Origin of the sequence: Microbacterium sp., from assembly GCF_039812165.1 — a bacterium.
GTDB lineage: Bacteria > Actinomycetota > Actinomycetes > Actinomycetales > Microbacteriaceae > Microbacterium.
Genome location: NZ_JBDIAB010000041.1, coordinates 1 through 17,764 on the forward strand (window position 1 = coordinate 1; position 17,764 = coordinate 17,764).

18 protein-coding genes and 1 pseudogene are annotated in these 17,764 nt (G+C 71.8%); 7 read left to right on the forward strand and 12 right to left on the reverse strand.

Going from position 1 to position 17,764, the window contains the following annotated elements; genetic code table 11:
• Window positions 1-214: 214 nt before the first annotated feature.
• The 3 genes from WML84_RS05480 to WML84_RS05490 form a co-directional block, all read right to left on the reverse strand.
• Entirely contained in the window at window positions 215-1,090 is an 876-nt protein-coding gene (locus WML84_RS05480; RefSeq protein ID WP_347345134.1) for a hypothetical protein, read from the reverse strand.
• A gap of 226 nt (window positions 1,091-1,316) precedes the next feature.
• Complete coding sequence (locus tag WML84_RS05485) at window positions 1,317-2,654, reverse strand: 3-deoxy-7-phosphoheptulonate synthase class II (RefSeq protein WP_347345135.1); 1,338 nt, start codon at window positions 2,652-2,654, stop codon at window positions 1,317-1,319.
• A gap of 106 nt (window positions 2,655-2,760) precedes the next feature.
• Window positions 2,761-3,450 (reverse strand): lysophospholipid acyltransferase family protein, encoded by a 690-nt coding sequence (locus WML84_RS05490; protein ID WP_347345136.1) that lies wholly within the window; start codon window positions 3,448-3,450, stop codon window positions 2,761-2,763.
• 94 nt (window positions 3,451-3,544) lie between these two features.
• Between WML84_RS05490 and WML84_RS05495 the strand changes: the two genes are divergently transcribed.
• Window positions 3,545-5,371: a long-chain fatty acid--CoA ligase gene (locus tag WML84_RS05495; protein ID WP_347345137.1), complete on the forward strand. Its 1,827-nt coding sequence runs from the start codon at window positions 3,545-3,547 to the stop codon at window positions 5,369-5,371.
• 33 nt (window positions 5,372-5,404) lie between these two features.
• On the opposite strand, the gene WML84_RS05500 is transcribed toward WML84_RS05495, so the two are convergent.
• The 3 genes from WML84_RS05500 to WML84_RS05510 are packed head-to-tail and all read right to left on the reverse strand — an operon-like array spanning window position 5,405 to window position 9,651.
• Window positions 5,405-5,896: a peptide deformylase gene (locus WML84_RS05500; protein WP_347345138.1), complete on the reverse strand. Its 492-nt coding sequence runs from the start codon at window positions 5,894-5,896 to the stop codon at window positions 5,405-5,407.
• Between the two features lie 2 nt (window positions 5,897-5,898).
• The gene (locus WML84_RS05505) at window positions 5,899-6,189 is read right to left on the reverse strand and encodes a hypothetical protein (RefSeq protein ID WP_347345139.1); all 291 of its coding nucleotides are present in this window, start codon (window positions 6,187-6,189) and stop codon (window positions 5,899-5,901) included.
• 54 nt (window positions 6,190-6,243) lie between these two features.
• Window positions 6,244-9,651 carry a pyruvate carboxylase gene (locus WML84_RS05510; protein ID WP_347345151.1) on the reverse strand — a complete coding sequence of 1,136 codons (3,408 nt, stop codon included), beginning with the start codon at window positions 9,649-9,651 and terminating at the stop codon, window positions 6,244-6,246.
• A 96-nt stretch (window positions 9,652-9,747) separates the two neighbouring features.
• Between WML84_RS05510 and WML84_RS05515 the strand changes: the two genes are divergently transcribed.
• Window positions 9,748-10,557, forward strand: a complete 810-nt coding sequence (locus tag WML84_RS05515; protein WP_347345140.1) for a ParA family protein — start codon at window positions 9,748-9,750, stop codon at window positions 10,555-10,557.
• A 3-nt stretch (window positions 10,558-10,560) separates the two neighbouring features.
• On the opposite strand, the gene WML84_RS05520 is transcribed toward WML84_RS05515, so the two are convergent.
• The 3 genes from WML84_RS05520 to WML84_RS05530 form a co-directional block, all read right to left on the reverse strand.
• The gene (locus WML84_RS05520; protein WP_347345141.1) at window positions 10,561-11,106 is read right to left on the reverse strand and encodes a MerR family transcriptional regulator; all 546 of its coding nucleotides are present in this window, start codon (window positions 11,104-11,106) and stop codon (window positions 10,561-10,563) included.
• A gap of 93 nt (window positions 11,107-11,199) precedes the next feature.
• Window positions 11,200-11,886 carry a MerR family transcriptional regulator gene (locus WML84_RS05525; RefSeq protein ID WP_347345142.1) on the reverse strand — a complete coding sequence of 229 codons (687 nt, stop codon included), beginning with the start codon at window positions 11,884-11,886 and terminating at the stop codon, window positions 11,200-11,202.
• Entirely contained in the window at window positions 11,883-12,371 is a 489-nt protein-coding gene (locus tag WML84_RS05530; RefSeq protein ID WP_347345143.1) for an FHA domain-containing protein, read from the reverse strand. The genes WML84_RS05525 and WML84_RS05530 overlap by 4 nt, the downstream gene beginning before the upstream one ends.
• Window positions 12,372-12,517: 146 nt before the next feature.
• Between WML84_RS05530 and WML84_RS05535 the strand changes: the two genes are divergently transcribed.
• The 4 genes from WML84_RS05535 to lpdA all read left to right on the forward strand — a co-directional run bounded on the left by WML84_RS05535 (window position 12,518) and on the right by lpdA (window position 15,450).
• Window positions 12,518-12,874: a hypothetical protein gene (locus WML84_RS05535; protein ID WP_347345144.1), complete on the forward strand. Its 357-nt coding sequence runs from the start codon at window positions 12,518-12,520 to the stop codon at window positions 12,872-12,874.
• A 36-nt stretch (window positions 12,875-12,910) separates the two neighbouring features.
• Window positions 12,911-13,318, forward strand: a complete 408-nt coding sequence (locus WML84_RS05540) for a hypothetical protein (RefSeq protein WP_347345145.1) — start codon at window positions 12,911-12,913, stop codon at window positions 13,316-13,318.
• Between the two features lie 125 nt (window positions 13,319-13,443).
• Window positions 13,444-14,040, forward strand: a complete 597-nt coding sequence (locus WML84_RS05545; RefSeq protein ID WP_347345146.1) for a copper resistance CopC family protein — start codon at window positions 13,444-13,446, stop codon at window positions 14,038-14,040.
• Between the two features lie 9 nt (window positions 14,041-14,049).
• Window positions 14,050-15,450, forward strand: coding sequence for a dihydrolipoyl dehydrogenase (gene lpdA, locus WML84_RS05550; RefSeq protein ID WP_347345147.1), 1,401 nt, complete (start codon window positions 14,050-14,052; stop codon window positions 15,448-15,450).
• Window positions 15,451-15,520: 70 nt separating this feature from the next.
• On the opposite strand, the gene WML84_RS05555 is transcribed toward lpdA, so the two are convergent.
• The 3 genes from WML84_RS05555 to WML84_RS05565 form a co-directional block, all read right to left on the reverse strand.
• Window positions 15,521-16,147, reverse strand: coding sequence for a CYTH domain-containing protein (locus WML84_RS05555; RefSeq protein WP_347345148.1), 627 nt, complete (start codon window positions 16,145-16,147; stop codon window positions 15,521-15,523).
• On the reverse strand, window positions 16,144-16,371 hold the full coding sequence (locus WML84_RS05560; protein ID WP_347345149.1) for a response regulator: 228 nt from the start codon (window positions 16,369-16,371) through the stop codon (window positions 16,144-16,146). Before WML84_RS05560 ends, WML84_RS05555 begins: the two co-directional genes overlap by 4 nt.
• A 71-nt stretch (window positions 16,372-16,442) precedes the next feature.
• Complete coding sequence (locus WML84_RS05565) at window positions 16,443-17,363, reverse strand: NAD(P)-binding domain-containing protein (protein WP_347345150.1); 921 nt, start codon at window positions 17,361-17,363, stop codon at window positions 16,443-16,445.
• A 296-nt stretch (window positions 17,364-17,659) separates the two neighbouring features.
• Here WML84_RS05565 and WML84_RS05570 point away from each other — a divergent pair.
• Window positions 17,660-17,764, forward strand: a pseudogene (locus WML84_RS05570) (glutamine amidotransferase); the annotation flags it as partial.

Genomic DNA, 17,764 nt, shown 5'->3' on the forward strand with positions numbered 1-17,764 from the left:
GAGAACATCCTCTGGGACATCTTCACGGTCGCGAGCACCGACCCGTCGCCGGGCTCGCTCCAGCCCAAGGGCACCACGATCAGCCTGCGCGTCACCGGCTGACGCCGGCAGCCCGCCCGCCCCTGCGCGAGACCTCCGCTATGTACGCCTTTTGCGCGTTTTTGCGGGCTTTTCGTGACATACGCGAGGTTTCGCGCGGGGGGCGGGCGGGGGCTTAGACGCGGAGGAGGGCACGGCGCACGCGCTGCGCGAGGGCGTGGCATCCGTCGTCGAAGACGTCCGCGGCGACTTCGATCACGCGGTGTCCGGCGTCTTCGAACAGCTGTCGCCGGACGAGGTCCTCGCGCCACTGCCGGCGGTCGGTGCGATGGTGATCGCCCTGATACTCGATCAGCACACGCGCTTCGAGGTAGCCGAGATCCGGATGCCGGATGCCCGCCGCAGTGAGCACGGCGGGCTGCACGGCCGGCTCGGGCAGCCCGCACGCGACCAGGGCGAGCCGGAGCAGGCTCTCGCGCGGCGACTGGGGGCCGCGGCGCACCTGGGCGAGCGCGCAGGTCAGCGCCTTCGCTCCGCGCTTTCCCCGGTGAGCCCACACCGCATCCACCAGGTCGTCGAGCGTGCACAGCGGGGTTCGCCGGCCGGCCGTTCGCGGTCCCGTCAGCAGGAAGTCCCCGGCGACCACCAGCCACTCCTGCGACAGCGCGAGGCGGCGACCCGTCGTGCGGTCCTGTCCCGTCGCGCCCGGCACGCACAGCTGCGCCCATACCGCCGCGGGTGCGATGATCGGTAGTCCCGCGTGGATGACGCGCTCCGGCGGCGCGGCGGTCTCCCACCCGACGAACCCGGGGCGTCGGATGGGCTCCGCTCCGGGCAGCGCGAGGACGTGCAGCGGGTCATCGCCCGCCGCGTCGAACGGCAGCGGGATGCCCCACAGCCGCGCGGCCGTCACGTGGCTGAACCAGCGCCGATCCCCGAGGAGCGGCACGGCGGCGAGGCACCGTTCGTACCCCTGCTCCGGCATCGCCGCCACGTAGACCCCGCGGTGTGGATGCGTGACGTCGCCGTGAGCGAGCCGACGCCTGTTCACGCCTCTGTCGACGGCCTCGCGGTAGGTGAAGGGCCGATCGCGCAGCGGGTGCGGAAGTGGTGACGTCGGTCGTGGCATCCCCCGATCTTGGCCCGCGCGCCGGTCTCCGTGTGTGATCCATCCACACCCCCGCCGCGAGACCTCGCCTGTGTCACGAAAAGCACCGCGAAACGCCGGAAGAAGCGTACACAAGCGCGGTCTCGCGCCGGGGCGCGGGGGGCGGCGACTAGCGCTTCTCGAGCTCCTCGGCCACGAGGAAGGCCAGCTCCAGGCTCTGCCGGTGGTTCAGGCGCGGGTCGCACAGCGACTCGTAGCGCGTCGCGAGCGAGTCCTCGTCGATCATCTCCGAGCCGCCCAGGCACTCCGTGACGTCGTCGCCGGTGAGCTCGACGTGGATGCCGCCGGGGAACGTCCCCACCGCGCGGTGCGCGTCGAAGAAGCCGCGCACCTCGTCGACGACGTCGTCGAAGCGGCGGGTCTTGTAGCCGGTCGCCGACGTGATGCCGTTGCCGTGCATGGGGTCGGTGACCCACAGCGGGGTGGCCCCGGCGTCGCGCACCGCCTGCAGCAGCGGCGGCAGCGCGTCGCGGATCTTGCCCGCGCCCATGCGCGTGATGAACGTGAGGCGGCCGGGCTCGCGGTCGGGGTCGAGCCGGTCGATGAGCTCCAGCACCGTCTCGGGCGCCGTGGTGGGCCCGAGCTTGACGCCGATGGGGTTGCGGATGCGCGAGAAGTAGTCGACGTGCGCGCCGTCGAGCTCGCGCGTGCGCTCGCCGATCCACAGGAAGTGCGCCGACGTGTTGTAGGGCGTGCCGGTGCGCGAGTCGATGCGCGTCATGGGCCGCTCGTAGTCCATCAGCAGGCCCTCGTGGCCGGTGTAGAACTCGACGCGGCGCAGCTCCTCGAAGTCGGCGCCGGCGGCCTCCATGAACTTGATGGCGCGGTCGATCTCGCCCGCCAGGCGCTCGTAGCGCTGGTTGGCGGGGTTCTGCGCGAAGCCCTTGTTCCACGAGTGCACCTCGCGGAGGTCGGCGAAGCCGCCCTGCGTGAACGCGCGGATGAGGTTCAGGGTCGATGCCGCCGTGTGGTAGCCCTTCAGCAGCCGCTGCGGGTCGGCGTGGCGCGACCCCTCGGTGAAGTCGTAGCCGTTGACGATGTCGCCGCGGTAGGCGGGCAGGGTCACGTCGCCGCGCGTCTCGGTGTCGCTGGAGCGCGGCTTGGCGAACTGCCCCGCCATGCGGCCCATCTTGACGACGGGCATCGACGCGCCGTAGGTCAGCACGACCGCCATCTGCAGCACGGTCTTGATGCGGTTGCGGATCTGCTCGGCCGTCGCGCCCGCGAAGGTCTCGGCGCAGTCGCCGCCCTGCAGCAGGAACGCCCGGCCGGAGGCGGCGCGGGCGAGGCGCTCGCGCAGCAGGTCGACCTCGCCGGCGAACACGAGCGGCGGGAGTCCCGCGATCTCGGCGGATGCCGCGGCGACGGCGTCCGGGTCGGTCCAGGTCGGCTGCTGCTTGATGGGCAGCGTGCGCCAGTGATCGAGGCTGTCGTGCAGGGCGGGCATCCGTTCAGTCTAGCGTGAGGTCGCCTCACCACCGGGCCTCTGCGGCCGGTCACCCCATCACGCCTCGGTCACCTCGGCATCGCCGCGCGGCCCGCCGCGAGCGCGGTCAGCGCGAGCCCTTGGGCAGACGGTCCTTCACCGTGGAGGCGTAGACGTCTCGGTACTCCTGCTCGCCCAGCCGCTGCAGGGCGACCATGATCTCGTCGGTGACCGAGCGGAGGATGTAGCGGTCGCCCTCCATCCCCTGGAAGCGCGAGAAGTCCAGCGGCTCGCCGATGATCATGCCGACGCGGCCGATGCGCGGCACCCTCCGGCCGATGGGCATGACGGCGCCGGTGTCGACCATCGCGACCGGGATCACCGGGACGCGCGCCTCGAGGGCCATGCGGGCCAGGCCCGTGCGCCCGCGGTAGAGCCGGCCGTCCGGGCTGCGCGTGCCCTCCGGGTAGATGCCGAGGAGGTCGCCGCGACCGAGCACCTGCAGACCCGTGTTGAGGGATGCCTCGGACGCCTTCCCCCCGGTGCGGTCGATCGGCAGCTGGCCGGTCGCCTTCATGAAGACGCGCGTCGCCCACCCCTTGACGCCCTTGCCGGTGAAGTAGTCGCTCTTGGCGAGGAAGGTCACGGGCCGGTCGATCATGAGCGGCAGGAAGATCGAGTCGCTCACCGAGAGGTGATTGCTGGCGAGGATCGCCGCCCCCGTGACCGGGACGTTGGTGCGACCGACGATCCACGGGCGGAAGATCGCCTTCACGATCGGCCCGATGACCACGTACTTCATGAACCAGTAGAACATCGTGGCAACACAATGCCACCAAGATGGCGCGCACACCAACGGTTAGACTCTAGCCACGCCCCCGGAGAACCCGACCGGTACCGAAGGAGTTGCCGTGGCACAGTTCGAAGTTCCCGCCGTCGTCCCTGCCGACCCGCAGGCCAACGTCACCGACCTGCTCGTGGAGCGGGTGAAGGCGACTCCGTCGCTCGCGCTGTTCGCCGTCCCCGACGGCGCCGGCTGGCGCGACGTGACCGCCGCCGCGTTCCTGCGCGAGGTCGTCGCCCTCGCGAAGGGCTTCGTCGCGGGCGGCATCGAGCCCGGCGACAAGGTCGGCTTCATCGCGCGCACGACCTACGAGTGGACCCTCGTCGACTTCGGGCTGTTCTTCGCCGGGGCCGTCATGGTCCCGATCTACGAGACGAGCTCGCCCGCCCAGATCCAGTGGATCCTGGAGGACTCCGGCGCCGTCGCCGTCATCGCCGAGTCGGCCGAGCACGCCGAGCGCATCGCGCAGGTGCGCTCCGACGTGCCGCTCGTGCGCGAGGTGTGGACGATGGCCGCGAAGGACCTCGACGCGCTGCGCGCGAAGGGCGAGTCGGTGCCCGACGACGAGATCGAGCGCCGCCGCGGCATCGCGGTCGGCGGCGACATCGCGACGCTCATCTACACGTCGGGCTCGACCGGCCGTCCCAAGGGCTGCGTGCTGACGCACAGCAACTTCGTCGAGCTCACCCGCAACTCCGCGAAGGCGCTGCACGAGGTGGTCTCCACGCCCGGCGCGTCGACGCTGCTGTTCATCACGACCGCGCACGTGTTCGCGCGCTTCATCTCGATCCTCGACATCCACGCCGGCGTGAAGACCGGGCACCAGCCCGACACGAAGCAGCTCCTGCCCGCGCTCGGCTCCTTCCAGCCCACGTTCCTGCTCGCGGTGCCGCGCGTGTTCGAGAAGGTCTACAACTCTGCCGAGCAGAAGGCCGAGGCGGGCGGCAAGGGCAAGATCTTCCGCACCGCGGCGCGCGCGGCGGTCGAGCACTCGCAGCTGCTCGAGGAGGGCAAGAAGGTCCCGCTCGGCCTGCGGCTGAAGTTCGCGCTCTTCGACCGCCTCGTGTACAGCAAGCTCCGCGCCGCCATGGGCGGCAAGGTCGTGTACGCGGTGTCGGGCTCCGCCCCGCTCGGGCCGCGTCTCGGGCACTTCTTCCACAGCCTGGGCGTCGTGATCCTGGAGGGCTACGGCCTCACCGAGACCACCGCGCCGGCCACGGTGAACCTGGCGCGCAAGTCGAAGATCGGCACGGTCGGCCCGGCGCTGCCGGGCGTCGGCATCCGGCTCGCCGACGACGGCGAGATCGAGGTGCGCGGCATCAACGTGTTCAAGGAGTACTGGCGCAACCCCGAGGCGACCGCCGCGGCGTTCGACGGCGACTGGTTCCGCACCGGCGACCTGGGCTCGTTCGACGGCGAGGGCTTCCTCACGATCACCGGCCGCAAGAAGGAGATCATCGTCACCGCCGGCGGCAAGAACGTCTCCCCCGCCGCACTGGAGGATCCCATCCGGGCGAACCCGATCGTCGGCCAGGTGGTGGTCGTGGGCGATCAGAAGCCGTTCATCGCGGCGCTCGTCACGCTCGACCCCGAGATGCTGCCCACGTGGCTGTCGAACAACGACCTGCCGGCCGATCTGTCGCTCGCGGATGCCGCGAAGAACGACAAGGTGCGCGCCGAGGTGCAGCGGGCGATCGACGAGGCGAACAAGAACGTCTCGCGCGCCGAGTCGATCCGCAAGTTCACGATCCTCGGCACGGAGTGGACCGAGGCGAGCGGGCACCTGACGCCGAAGATGAGCATCAAGCGCAACGTCATCCTCGACGACTTCGCCGGCGAGATCGACGAGATCTACAACATCCCGACGAGCACGACGACGACGCCGCTGGGCTGAGCCCGGTTCGCGTCCGCGCCGACGGTCAGCGGGTCAGAACCAGTCGCTCTCGCGGATCTGTCGCATCGCGAGGCGCCTGCTCTCGGTGGGCAGGCGGTCGAGGTAGAGCCTGCCGTCGAGGTGGTCGGTCTCGTGCTGCAGCGCCTGGGCGAGCAGGCCCTCGCCCTCGAGCACGACCTCCTGGCCGTCGAGGTCGATGCCGACGACCTTCGCGCGCGGGTGTCGCAGCGCCTCGTGCCAGAGGCCGGGCACCGACAGGCAGCCCTCGCCGACGAGCTCGGGCTCGCCCGAGACCTCGACCAGCACGGGGTTGAGCACGTACCCGATGTCGCCGTCGATGTTGTAGCTGAACGCGCGCAGGCCCACGCCGATCTGCGGCGCGGCCACCCCCGCCCGCCCGGGCGGCTCCACCGAGTCGACGAGGTCGCGCACGAGGGCGCGGATGCCGTCGTCGATCTCCTCGATCGACGCGCACGGCGTGCGCAGGACGGGGTCGCCGAACAGGCGGATCGGGCGGACGGTCATCGTCAGGTGTGCAGCCCTTCGTCGATGGCCACGGCCGCCTCGCGGGCGGACGCCGGGGCGAGCGGCTGCTCGTCGAGGTGGATGTCGTCGTCGCGCACCACGTCGGCGTCGTCGACGGGCTCGGCGTCCTCCAGGAAGGCGGACAGGGCGACGTCGATCTGCTGCGTGGTGCCGCCGACGATGTCGATGGCGGCGGTGTCGATGCGGACGAGCTCGGGCAGGACGGCGAGCTCGACGAGCCCGTCGTCCTCCGGCGCGGCATCCGGAATCAGGTCATAGCGTTCGAGGGTCATGGCGTTCACTCCAGGGTTCGGGTTCCCGGGTGTTGGCGGAGCCAACGCCCCAGGTTACTTCGCCGGACGCACGACCAGCAAAAGATCTCCCGCCTCCACCGGCGCCGTGCCCGGGATCGCGAGCCGCTCGACGACCCCGTCGACGGGCGCGGCGATCGCCGCCTCCATCTTCATCGCCTCGATCGACGCCACCGGCTGGCCCGCCGTCACGGTCTCGCCCACGGCGGCCTTGAGTGTCACGACGCCCGAGAAGGGCGCCGCCACCTGGCCGGGCTTGGACGTGTCGGCCTTCTCCACCGTGCGGGCGTCGACGGCGACGCTCCGGTCGCGCACGAACACCGGGCGGAGCTGCCCGTTGAGGGTCGCCATGACGGTGCGCATGCCCTTGTCGTCGGCCTCGCCGATCGCCTCGAGCCCCACGTACAGCTGCACGCCGCGGTCGATCTCGACGACGTGCTCGGCGCCCGGCACCAGTCCGTAGAGGTAGTCGGCGGTGTCGAGCGCGCTGAGATCGCCGTAGGCCTCGCGCACCTCGCGGAAGATCTTCGTCGGCGCGGGGAACAGCAGGGTGTTGAGCGTGTGCCGGCGCGTCGCCGAGTCGGCCTCGAGCGCCGCGGACTCGTCGTCGGTGATCTCGGCCGAGGCGACCTTCGCCGTGCGGCCCGCGAGCACCTTCGTCCGGAACGGCTCGGGCCAGCCGCCCGGCAGGTCGCCCAGCTCGCCGGCCATGAAGCCGACCACCGAGTCGGGCACGTCGTACTTCTCCGGGTGCGCCTCGAAGTCGGCGGGGTCGGCGTGCACCGCGGTGAGGTGCAGCGCGAGGTCGCCGACGACCTTCGACGACGGCGTCACCTTCGGCACTCGGCCGAGGATCGCGTCGGCCGCGGCGTACATGTCCTCGATGAGCTCGAAGTCGTCGGCCAGGCCCAGCGCGATCGCCTGCTGCCGCAGGTTCGACAGCTGCCCGCCCGGGATCTCGTGCCGGTAGACGCGGCCCGTGGGTCCGGGAAGGCCCGACTCGAACGGCCGGTACAGGTGGCGCACGGCCTCCCAGTACGGCTCCAGGTCGCTCACCGCGGCGAGGCTCAGGCCGGTGTCGCGGTCGGTGTGCGCGAGGGCCGCGACGAGGGCCGACAGCGACGGCTGGCTGGTCGTGCCCGCCATGGGGGCGGATGCCGCGTCCACCGCGTCGGCGCCGGCCGCGCTCGCGGCCAGCAGCGTCGCCAGCTGACCGCCCGCGGTGTCGTGCGTGTGGACGTGCACCGGCAGGTCGAAGCGCTCGCGCAGCGCGGTCACCAGGCGCGACGCCGCGGCCGGGCGGAGCAGTCCCGCCATGTCCTTGACGGCGAGCACGTGCGCGCCGGCATCCACGATCTGCTCCGCGAGGCGCAGGTAGTAGTCGAGCGTGTACAGCGACTCGCCCGGGTCGGACAGGTCGCCGGTGTAGCAGACGGCGACCTCGGCGACGGCGGTGCCGGTCTCGAGCACGGCGTCGATCGCGGGGCGCATCTGCGAGACGTCGTTGAGGGCGTCGAAGATGCGGAAGACGTCGACGCCGCTCGCGGCGGCCTCGGCGACGAACGCGTCGGTCACGCGCGTCGGGTACGGCGTGTAGCCGACCGTGTTGCGGCCGCGCAGCAGCATCTGGATGGCGATGTTCGGCAGCGCCCGGTTGAGGGCGTCGAGGCGCTCCCACGGGTCCTCGCCGAGGAAGCGCAGCGCGACGTCGTAGGTCGCGCCGCCCCACGCCTCGACCGACAGCAGCTGCGGGGTCAGTCGCGCCACGTACGGGGCGGCGGTGACGAGGTCCTTCGTGCGCACGCGCGTCGCCAGCAGCGACTGGTGCGCGTCGCGGAACGTCGTCTCGGTGACCGCGAGCGCGGTCTGCTCGCGCAGGGCTCGGGCGAAGCCGGCGGGCCCGAGCTCGCGCAGGCGCTGCCGCGAGCCCGCGGGCGCGGGCGCCGTGAGGTCGGCGGTGGGCAGCTTGTCGCGGGGGTTGACGCCGATCGGGTTGCCCCCGTTCGGCCGGTTGACGGTCGTGTCGGCGAGCCAGCCGAGGATCTTCGAGCCGCGGTCCTTCGAGACGCGCCCGGTGACCAGGTGCGGGCGCTCCTCGATGAACGCGGTGCTGAGGTCGCCGGCCGAGAAGGCCGGGTCGTCGAGCACGGCCTGCAGGAACGGGATGTTCGTGCTCACGCCGCGGATGCGGAACTCGGCGAGCGCCCGCCGCGAGCGGCGCACCGCGGCGGGGAAGTCGCGGCCGCGGCAGGTGAGCTTGCTGAGCATCGAGTCGAAGTGCGGGCTCACCTGGGAGCCGGCGGCGGTCGTGCCGCCGTCGAGGCGGATGCCGGCGCCTCCGGGCGAGCGGTAGGTCGTGATCTTGCCGGTGTCGGGGCGGAAGCCCTGCGCCGGGTCCTCGGTCGTGATGCGGCACTGCAGCGCCGCGCCGCGCAGGTGGATGTCGTCCTGGTCGAGGCCCAGATCGTGCAGGGTCTCCCCCGCCGCGATCCGCATCTGCGACTGCACGAGGTCGACGTCGGTGACCTCCTCGGTCACGGTGTGCTCGACCTGGATGCGCGGGTTCATCTCGATGAAGACGATCTCGCCCGTGCGCGGACCGGCCGTCTCGAGCAGGAACTCGACGGTGCCGGCGTTCTCGTAGCCGATCGACTCGGCGAACGCGACCGCGTGCCGGTGCAGCGCGTCGCGGATGCCGTCGTCGAGGTTCGGCGCCGGCGCGATCTCGATGACCTTCTGGTGGCGGCGCTGCACGGAGCAGTCCCGCTCGTAGAGGTGCACCGTGTGGCCGGTCTTGTCCGCGAGGATCTGCACCTCGATGTGGCGCGGGCGCTGCACGGCCTGCTCGAGGAACACGCGCGCGTCGCCGAAGGCGCTGCCCGCCTCGCGCATCGCCTCGGCCAGCGCGGGCGCCAGCTCGGCGGGGTGGGCGACGCGGCGCATGCCGCGTCCACCGCCGCCGGCGACGGCCTTCACGAACACCGGGAACCCGATGCCGTCGGCCTGCGCGAGCAGCTCGTCGACGTCGTCCGAGGCGTTCGTGGAGGCGAGCACCGGCACGCCGGCCGCGATCGCGTGCTCCTTCGCGGTGACCTTGTTGCCGGCCATCTCGAGCACGCGCGCGGGCGGACCGATGAACGCGATGCCGTGGCGCTCGGCCTCGGCGGCGAGCTCCGGGTTCTCGGAGAGGAACCCGTAGCCGGGGTAGATGGCATCCGCCCCGCTCTCGACGGCGACGCGGACGATCTCGGCGACGTCGAGGTACGCCCGCACGGGGTGCCCCTTCGTGCCGATCTCGTAGGCCTCGTCGGCCTTCAGCCGGTGCAGTGAGAAGCGGTCCTCGTAGGGGTACACCGCGACGGTGCGGGCCCCCAGCTCGAACGCCGCGCGGAAGGCGCGGATCGCGATCTCACCGCGGTTGGCGACCAGGATCTTGCGGAACATGAGCACCTCGCGGGTCTTCGGCGACATCCCTCGGTCGGGGCGGATCGACCGGGGCTGAGTACTCTCTCAGCCTAAGGGACGGTAACGTTAGGCTTCGTGCACGTACTCTCGGTCAGCTCCCTGAAGGGCGGCGTCGGAAAGACGACGGTGACGCTCGGTCTCGCGTCCGCCGCGTTCTCTCGCGGCATCCGCACGCTCGTCGTCGATCTGGACCCCCAGTCCGACGTGTCGACGGGCATGGACATCCAGGTCGCCGGACGGCTCAACGTCGCCGACGTGCTGGCCAACCCGAAGGAGAAGATCGTCCGTCAGGCGATCACCTCGAGCGGTTGGGCGAAGGTGCATCCGGGCACGATCGACGTCATGATCGGCAGCCCCTCGGCCATCAACTTCGACGGTCCGCACCCGAGCGTGCGCGACGTGTGGAAGCTCGAGGAGGCCCTCGCCACGATCGAGGCCGACTACGACCTCGTCGTGATCGACTGCGCGCCGTCGCTGAACGCCCTCACGCGCACCGCGTGGGCTGCGAGCGACCGCGTGATCGTCGTGACCGAGCCGGGGCTGTTCTCGGTCGCCGCCGCCGACCGGGCCCTCCGCGCGATCGAGGAGATCCGTCGCGGCCTCTCCCCGCGCCTGCAGCCGCTGGGCATCGTGGTCAACCGCGTGCGCCCGCAGTCGATCGAGCACCAGTTCCGCATCAAGGAGCTGCGCGACATGTTCGGCCCGCTCGTGCTGTCGCCGCAGCTGCCCGAGCGCACGTCGCTGCAGCAGGCGCAGGGGGCCGCGAAGCCGCTGCACATCTGGCCGGGCGACTCTGCTCAGGAGCTCGCGGCCGACTTCGACGCGCTCCTGGACCGCGTCATGCGCACGGGGCGCATCCCCGAGCCGGGCGAGACGCGCGCGTAGCGCTCAGGCCGAGCGCGCGGCGCGACGGGCGGCGAGCTCGTCGACGGTGTCGGGCGCCTGCGGGTCGAACTCGACGAGCGTCGACTCCACCTCGCGCAGCACCTTGCCGACCGCGATGCCGAAGACGCCCTGGCCGCGGCTGACGAGGTCGATGACCTCGTCGTTCGACGTGCACAGGTACACCGACGCGCCGTCGCTCATGAGCGTCGTGCCGGCGAGATCGCGGATGCCCGCGGCGCGCAGCTGGTCGACCGCGGTGCGGATCTGCTGCAGCGAGATGCCGGTGTCGAGCAGGCGCTTGACGAGCTTGAGCACGAGGATGTCGCGGAAGCCGTACAGGCGCTGCGAGCCGGAGCCGCTCGCACCGCGGACGGTGGGCTCGACCAGCTCGGTGCGCGCCCAGTAGTCGAGCTGACGGTACGTGATGCCGGCCGCGCGGGCGGCGACCGCGCCGCGATAGCCGACCTCGTCGTCCATCTGCGGCAGCCCGTCGGTGAACAGCAGGTCGGTGACGAAGGGCCGTTCGCCCGGCGCGTCGTGCGCGGTCATCTTCGCCTCCTGCAAGTCCTCGGGTCCCTCCACGCTAGATCAGGGACCGCGGCGCGGCAACGACATCCGCTCGGAGCCCCCGGCGTGTCGTGCTCAGCTGGTCAGTCGTTCCAGCGCCGCGCGCACGAACGCGGCCCGCAGCTCGTCCAGGCGCCGGGCCAGCTCGGGGGCCAGCTCGTTCGCGCGGCCGCGCGACGCGGCATCGGTCCGGCGCATGAGCGGCGCGAGCGCCGACTCGATGAGAGCCACGTCGCGCTCGGCGCTCTGCCGCACCGCGCGCACGTGCCGGGGCTGGATGCCGTGGGCCTCCAGCGCCACGAGGGCGCGGAGGAGCCCCACGGTGCGCTCGTCGAACGTCTCGGCCGCGGGGACGAGCCCCGCGCTCACGGCGTCGCTGAGCAGCTGCGGGGCGGCGCCGGCGGCGGACAGCACCTCGGTGCGGCGGTAGCGGCGCGCCGTGGCGACGATCGAAGGGGGCACCGCGGCGGCGGCCGTCTCGTCGGTGCCGTGCTCGTCGAGGTACTCGCGGATGCGGGCGAGCGGCATGTAGTGGTCGCGCTGCAGCGAGAGCGCGACCCGCAGCCGTTCGACGTCGGCCGACGAGAACTTGCGGTAGCCCGACTCGGTGCGGGTCGGGGTCACGATCCCCTGCACCTCGAGGAAGCGCAGCTTGCTCGCGGTCAGCGCGGGGAACTCGGGCGTCAGGCGGGCCAGGACCTGCCCGATGCTGAGATGGGCCGGTGCCGTGGCGCGCCCTCGGGAGGATGCGGCCGGGGTCACGCGCCCTCCGCCTGCCGTCGGTCGAGGGGCGACACGAAGAAGTTCAGGCGGAACTTGCCGATGCGCAGCTCGGCGCCGTCGGTGAGCACGGCACGGTCGGCGCGCTCGCCGTTGAGGTACGTGCCGTTGAGCGAGCGCTGGTCGACGATCTCGAAGACCGTGCCGGTGCGGGTGATCTCGGCGTGACGGCGCGACACGGTCACGTCGTCGAAGAAGATGTCGGCCTCGGGGTGGCGGCCCACCGTCGTGACGTCGGCGTCGAGCAGGTAGCGCGCGCCGGCCGTCGGTCCCGAGCGGACCAGCAGCAGCGCGGAGCGCGACGGCAGCGCGCCGATCGCGTCCCATTCGACCTCGCTCAGTTCGCTCCCGAAGGGAACGAAGGAGAGGTCGGAGTCGTGTCCGAACGTCTGCGTCGTGTCGGCGGCGCCCTCCACGGCACCGGCGTCGCGCCGGATGTCGTCGGCGGGCTGGGCGTTGTCCTGCACGGCGTCCTCCTTCCCTCTCACCCTAACGGATCGGGCTCCCCCGGCAGCGCCCGGATCCGGATCCGGAGGCCCTCGCGGAGCGCATTTTGTTTCCTCGTGTGTCGCACGGCGGGACGACGCTCCCGCCCGCCGCCTAACCTGGCGGCATGTCCACGCAACGCGACCGCCTCACGCCCGTCTCGGCGCGACAGGCCGCGGTGTGCATGTGCTCGCAGGGCGCACCCTGCTCGTCGTTCGCCCCCGGTCACGCCGTGCACCTGATCCAGGCGCGCCTCGTCTCGGCGACGCCGCGCGAGTGGGTCGACGCGATCGTCGAGCACAGCGACGCGCAGGACGGCGTCGTCGTCGTGCGCACGCTCGACGACGGCTCGGCGCTCACGCTGTGGAACGCGACCGGAGCCGCGGCGTCGGTCTCGGCCGGCGCGCCCGTGGCGCTGCACGCGCGCTACCACGTGCTCGCGGTGGGTCAGGGCGAGCGGTTCAACGTCGCACTGACCTCGTAGGCCCGGGCGGGTCAGCTCGCCATCATCGAGTCGCGCATGGCCATGCAGGCGTCCATGCACGCCTGGCAGGCGTCCGCGCACATCTTGCAGACCGGGCTCATGTCGGCGTTCGCCATGCACATGTCCATGCACAGCTGGCACATCGCCATGCACGCGTCGAGCATCGACATCATGACGGCGGGCGTCATGCCCTGCATCCGCATCATGGCGCGCATCATCGTGTTGCACATGTCGGCGCAGTTCATGCACGCGGCCGCGCAGTCCATGCCCTGCGTCGAACAGACCGTGCACGCCTGCTCGCACGCCGAACACGCGTCCATGCACGCCTGCATCATGCCCATGTCCATCTCGGCCATGCCCGGCATCATCATGTCCTTGGACATCATGTCCATCATCATCGAGTCCATCTCGGTTCCCTTCCTGCGTGGCGGCCCGCGCCGCTGATCGGGACGCTACTCCGCGGACGGCCTCACGTCACCTGGTGGCGCACGCACTCGCCGACAATTCACACGCGCGTCATGCGCTCGCGACCGCCGCGACGCGCGGCGCCTCCCGGTAGCCTGAGAGCGATGTCCGAGAAGACGAGCCCCCCGCGTTCCCTCATCCGCCTCGCCGCCGCGGCGTTGGTCGCCGCGGCGCTCGCCCTCGCGGCGCCCGCGACCGCGGCGTCGGCGCACGACGAGCTGCTCGGCGCCGATCCCTCCCCCGACGCCACCGTGGCCGAGCTCCCCGCGTCGATCACGCTGACCTTCAGCGGCATCCTGCTCGACGAGCCGGGCGCGACCGAGATCGCCGTGACGGATGCCGGGGGTGCCTCGCTCGTCTCCGGCGACCCCGTGCTCGACGGCACGCGCGTGACGCAGGAGCTCGACGGCTCCGCCTCGGGCGCCGTGACGGTGCTGTGGAAGGTGGTCTCCAGCGACGGGCATCCCGTCTCCGGCGAGTACGCGTTCACCGTCGGATCCGGCGACGCGCCGGCCCCGGACGCGAGCGCGCAGCAGCCCGCCGAGAGCGACGACGCCGCGGCCGGCGACGCGGACGCCGCGGCGTCCGAGACGCAGCCGTCGACCACCGCGTGGGTCGTGCTGCTCGTGGTCGGCATGGCCGTGCTGCTGGCGATCCTGTATCTCGTGGTCTCGCGTGCCCGGCGCGAACGCGACCACTAGGCTGTCGCCATGGCCCACTACGACGTCGTCATCCTCGGTGCCGGTCCCGGCGGCTATGTCGCCGCAGTGCGCAGTGCGCAGCTCGGACTGTCCACCGCCATCATCGAGCAGAAGTACTGGGGAGGCGTCTGTCTCAACGTCGGCTGCATCCCCTCCAAGGCCCTGTTGAAGAACGCCGACCTGGCGCACACCTTCACGCACAAGGCCGACCTGTTCGGCATCTCGGGCGACGTGCACTTCGACTTCGGCGCGGCGTGGGATCGCAGCCGCAAGGTCGCGGACACCCACGTCAAGGGCATCCACTTCCTGATGAAGAAGAACAAGGTCACCGAGTACGAGGGCCGGGGCACGTTCCTCGACGCGAACACCATCTCGGTGCAGAAGGCCGACGGCACCACCGAGCAGGTCACGTTCGACAACGCGATCATCGCGACCGGCTCGAAGGTGCGCCTGCTCCCCGGCGTGCAGCTGAGCCCGAACGTCGTCACGTTCGAGGAGCAGATCCTCACGCGCGACCGCCCCGACTCGATCGTCATCGTCGGCGCCGGCGCGATCGGCATGGAGTTCGCGTTCGTGCTGTCGAACTACGGCACGAAGGTGACGATCATCGAGTTCCTCGACCGGGCCCTTCCCAACGAGGACGTCGAGGTCTCGAAGGAGATCGCCAAGCAGTACAAGAAGTACGGCATCGACATCCTCACCTCGACCAAGGTCGAGTCGATCACCGACAACGGCTCGTCGGTCACGGTGACCTACAGCGCGAATGCGACCGGTGCGCAGGGCTCGATCCAGGCCGACAAGGTGCTCATGTCGATCGGCTTCGCGCCGAACGTCGAGGGCTACGGCCTCGAGTCGACCGGGGTGAAGCTCACCGACCGCGGCGCGATCGAGATCGACGACTACATGCGCACGAACGTGCCGAACATCTTCGCGATCGGCGACGTGACCGCCAAGCTCCAGCTCGCCCACGTGGCCGAGGCGCAGGCCGTGGTGGCCGCCGAGACCATCGGCAAGGCCGAGACCATGACCCTCGGCGACTACCGCATGATGCCCCGCGCGACGTTCTGCTCGCCGCAGGTCGCCTCGTTCGGCCTCACCGAGCAGCAGGCGCGCGACGCCGGCTACGACGTCAAGGTCGCCAAGTTCCCGTTCAGCGCGAACGGCAAGGCCAACGGCCTGGGCGAGCCGATCGGCTTCGTGAAGCTGGTGGCCGACGCCGAGCACCTCGAGCTGCTCGGCGGCCACCTCATCGGCCCGGACGTCTCGGAGCTCCTCCCCGAGCTGACGCTCGCGCAGAAGTGGGACCTCACGGCGCTCGAGGCGGCGCGCAACGTGCACACGCACCCGACGCTGTCCGAGGCGCTGCAGGAGGCCTTCCACGGCCTGGCCGGCCACATGATCAACATGTGACGCGTTCTCGCTCGCGAACGGCCCCGGGTGCTGCACCCGGGGCCGTTCGCATTCCGAGGGCAGCCGGGGCTCAGAGGCCGAGGGCGCGGGCGAGCTTCGACGCGGATGCCGCCTCGCAGCCGCCCGCGGCGCGCACGGCATCCGTCGCCGCGGCGAAGAACGCGGCGTGATCGGTCGGCGCTGCGGGGCCGAGCTCGAGCTCCCACTCCCGCCACGTCGTCTCGACGGCGTGCACGACGTCGGTCGCGACCACGCGGTCGTCGACGAACTCGGCGACCAGGCCCCCCGCGGCGTCGCGCAGGGCGTACGCGGTGCGAGTGTTGCGCAGGCGCGCAATGGGGCGGAGCGGCTTGCGCGTCAGGTCGTCGACGGCCGCACGCACCGCGTCGGGGACGCCGTCGACCGGCCCCAGCGGCCACGCGAGCTCGACGCGCCCGCCGTCGGCGCCGCGCGGGCCCTTGATGTGCCAGCCCGCGTCGGGGCCGCCGGTGCGGCGACGCAGAGCGTAGCCGGCACGGCCGAGGTCGAACGCCTCGGTGTCGAGGTAGCGCGCATCGAGATCGCGCACCTCGCCCGGTGAGACCGACGCGACGCCCGGCAGCGACGACCAGTCCGGCAGCGGTGTGGCGTCGTCGACGTCGAACTTCAGCTCGATCTCGCGCGAGCGGGCCGGCTCCGCCGTCGGATCGACCGTCACGCGTCGCGGCCGTCGGGGTCGGGGTTGATGTCCTCGGTGGCCTCGACGTAGACGAACAGGCCTTCGGTGGGCCCGTCTCCCGACCCGGTGTGCCGGTCGTCGCCGTGCCGGTGGTAGACGAGCTGGCCCTCGCCGTAGGGGACGATGAGGGAGTCGTCCACGCCGGGCTGCAGGGGAAGGATCTGCCCGTCGAGCGGGCCTCCGCGAAGTCGTGCGATCGCCATGATGACCTCCTGCGGCCCATGCTAGTCCGGCTCGCGCGCCGGGAGCCGCCGCGGCGGGCGCGCCGTGCGACTCAGCCCCGGTCGCGCTCGGGGTCGTAGCCGCGGAGCGCGCCGTCGGGGGTCGCGAGCCTGGCGACGAGCGTGCAGTCCTTGCCCCCGAGGCCTTCGGCGACGAGCTCGTCGAGCTGCGAGAGCGCCAGCTCGGCGGCGGGGATCCGCACGCCGGTGCCGTGCGCGGCAGCCACCGCCAGCGAGCAGTCCTTGCGGGCGAGGTCGACCGAGAACGTGGCGTCGAAGTTGCGGTTCGCGGCCGCCGTCTCGACGACGCCGGGCACCGGGTACCACAGCCGCTGCGCCCACGACGACGCCGACGAGACGCTCGCGACCTCGTAGAAGACGTGGTGGTCCAGGCCCAGCTGCTCGGCGAGCTGCGACCCCTCCGACACCGCCATGACGTCGATCAGCAGCATCATGTTGTTGACGAGCTTGGCCGCGATGCCCGATCCCGCCGGCCCGCACGCGATCACGGCTCCCGCCATCGGGGCGACGAGCTCGCGCGCGCGCTCGACGTGGTCGGGGCGGCCGCCGAGCATGAACGTGAGCGTGTGCGCGGCGGCGCCGGCGGTGCCGCCCGAGATCGGCGCGTCGACGAACGAGAGCCCCCGCGCCGACGCCTCGGCATGGCACCAGCGCGAGGTCTCGACGTCGACGGTGGAGGTGTCGAGCAGCAGGGTCGCGGCATCCGCGTGGGGCAGGATGCCGTCGGCGTAGACGCTCCGCACGTGCTCGGGCTTCGGGAGCGACGTGAAGCACGCGTCGGCGCCCGCGAGCGCCTCGGCGACCGAGCCGACGATCCGCACGCCGTGCGACGCCGCGGCCGCCGCGGCGGCGGGGTTGAGGTCGACCCCGCGCACGGTGTGCCCCGCGGCGACGAGGTTGGCGGTCATCGGCTCGCCCATGTGGCCGAGCCCGATCCAGGCGATCGTGGACATGTGCGGTCCTCCTCGTGAGAGCCGGGACCGGCTTCAGACGGATGCCGTGCCCGTCCCTGCCGCCAGGATAGATCGGTCCGCCCGGGGCCTCAACGCCCCGGCATCCTCCCCCCGCGCCGGCCGACGCCCGCGGCCGCTCACGAACCTCGCAGAGTCGCACGTGCTTCGGAGGATCTCGGGCGATCTCTGCGAAGTTCGCGCGATACTGCGAACTTCGTGCGGCCGCGCCGGCGAGTGCGGGAGCGGGTGGGACAGCACGGCACGGGGGACGGCAGCCCGACCAATAGAATCCTCTGGTGAAGCCGTTCCTGCTGCTGGCCACGCGCGCCGAGGATGTCCCCGCCGACGAGGAGTACCAGCTCTTCCTGAAGTACTCCGGGCTCACCGAGGACCAGCTCGTG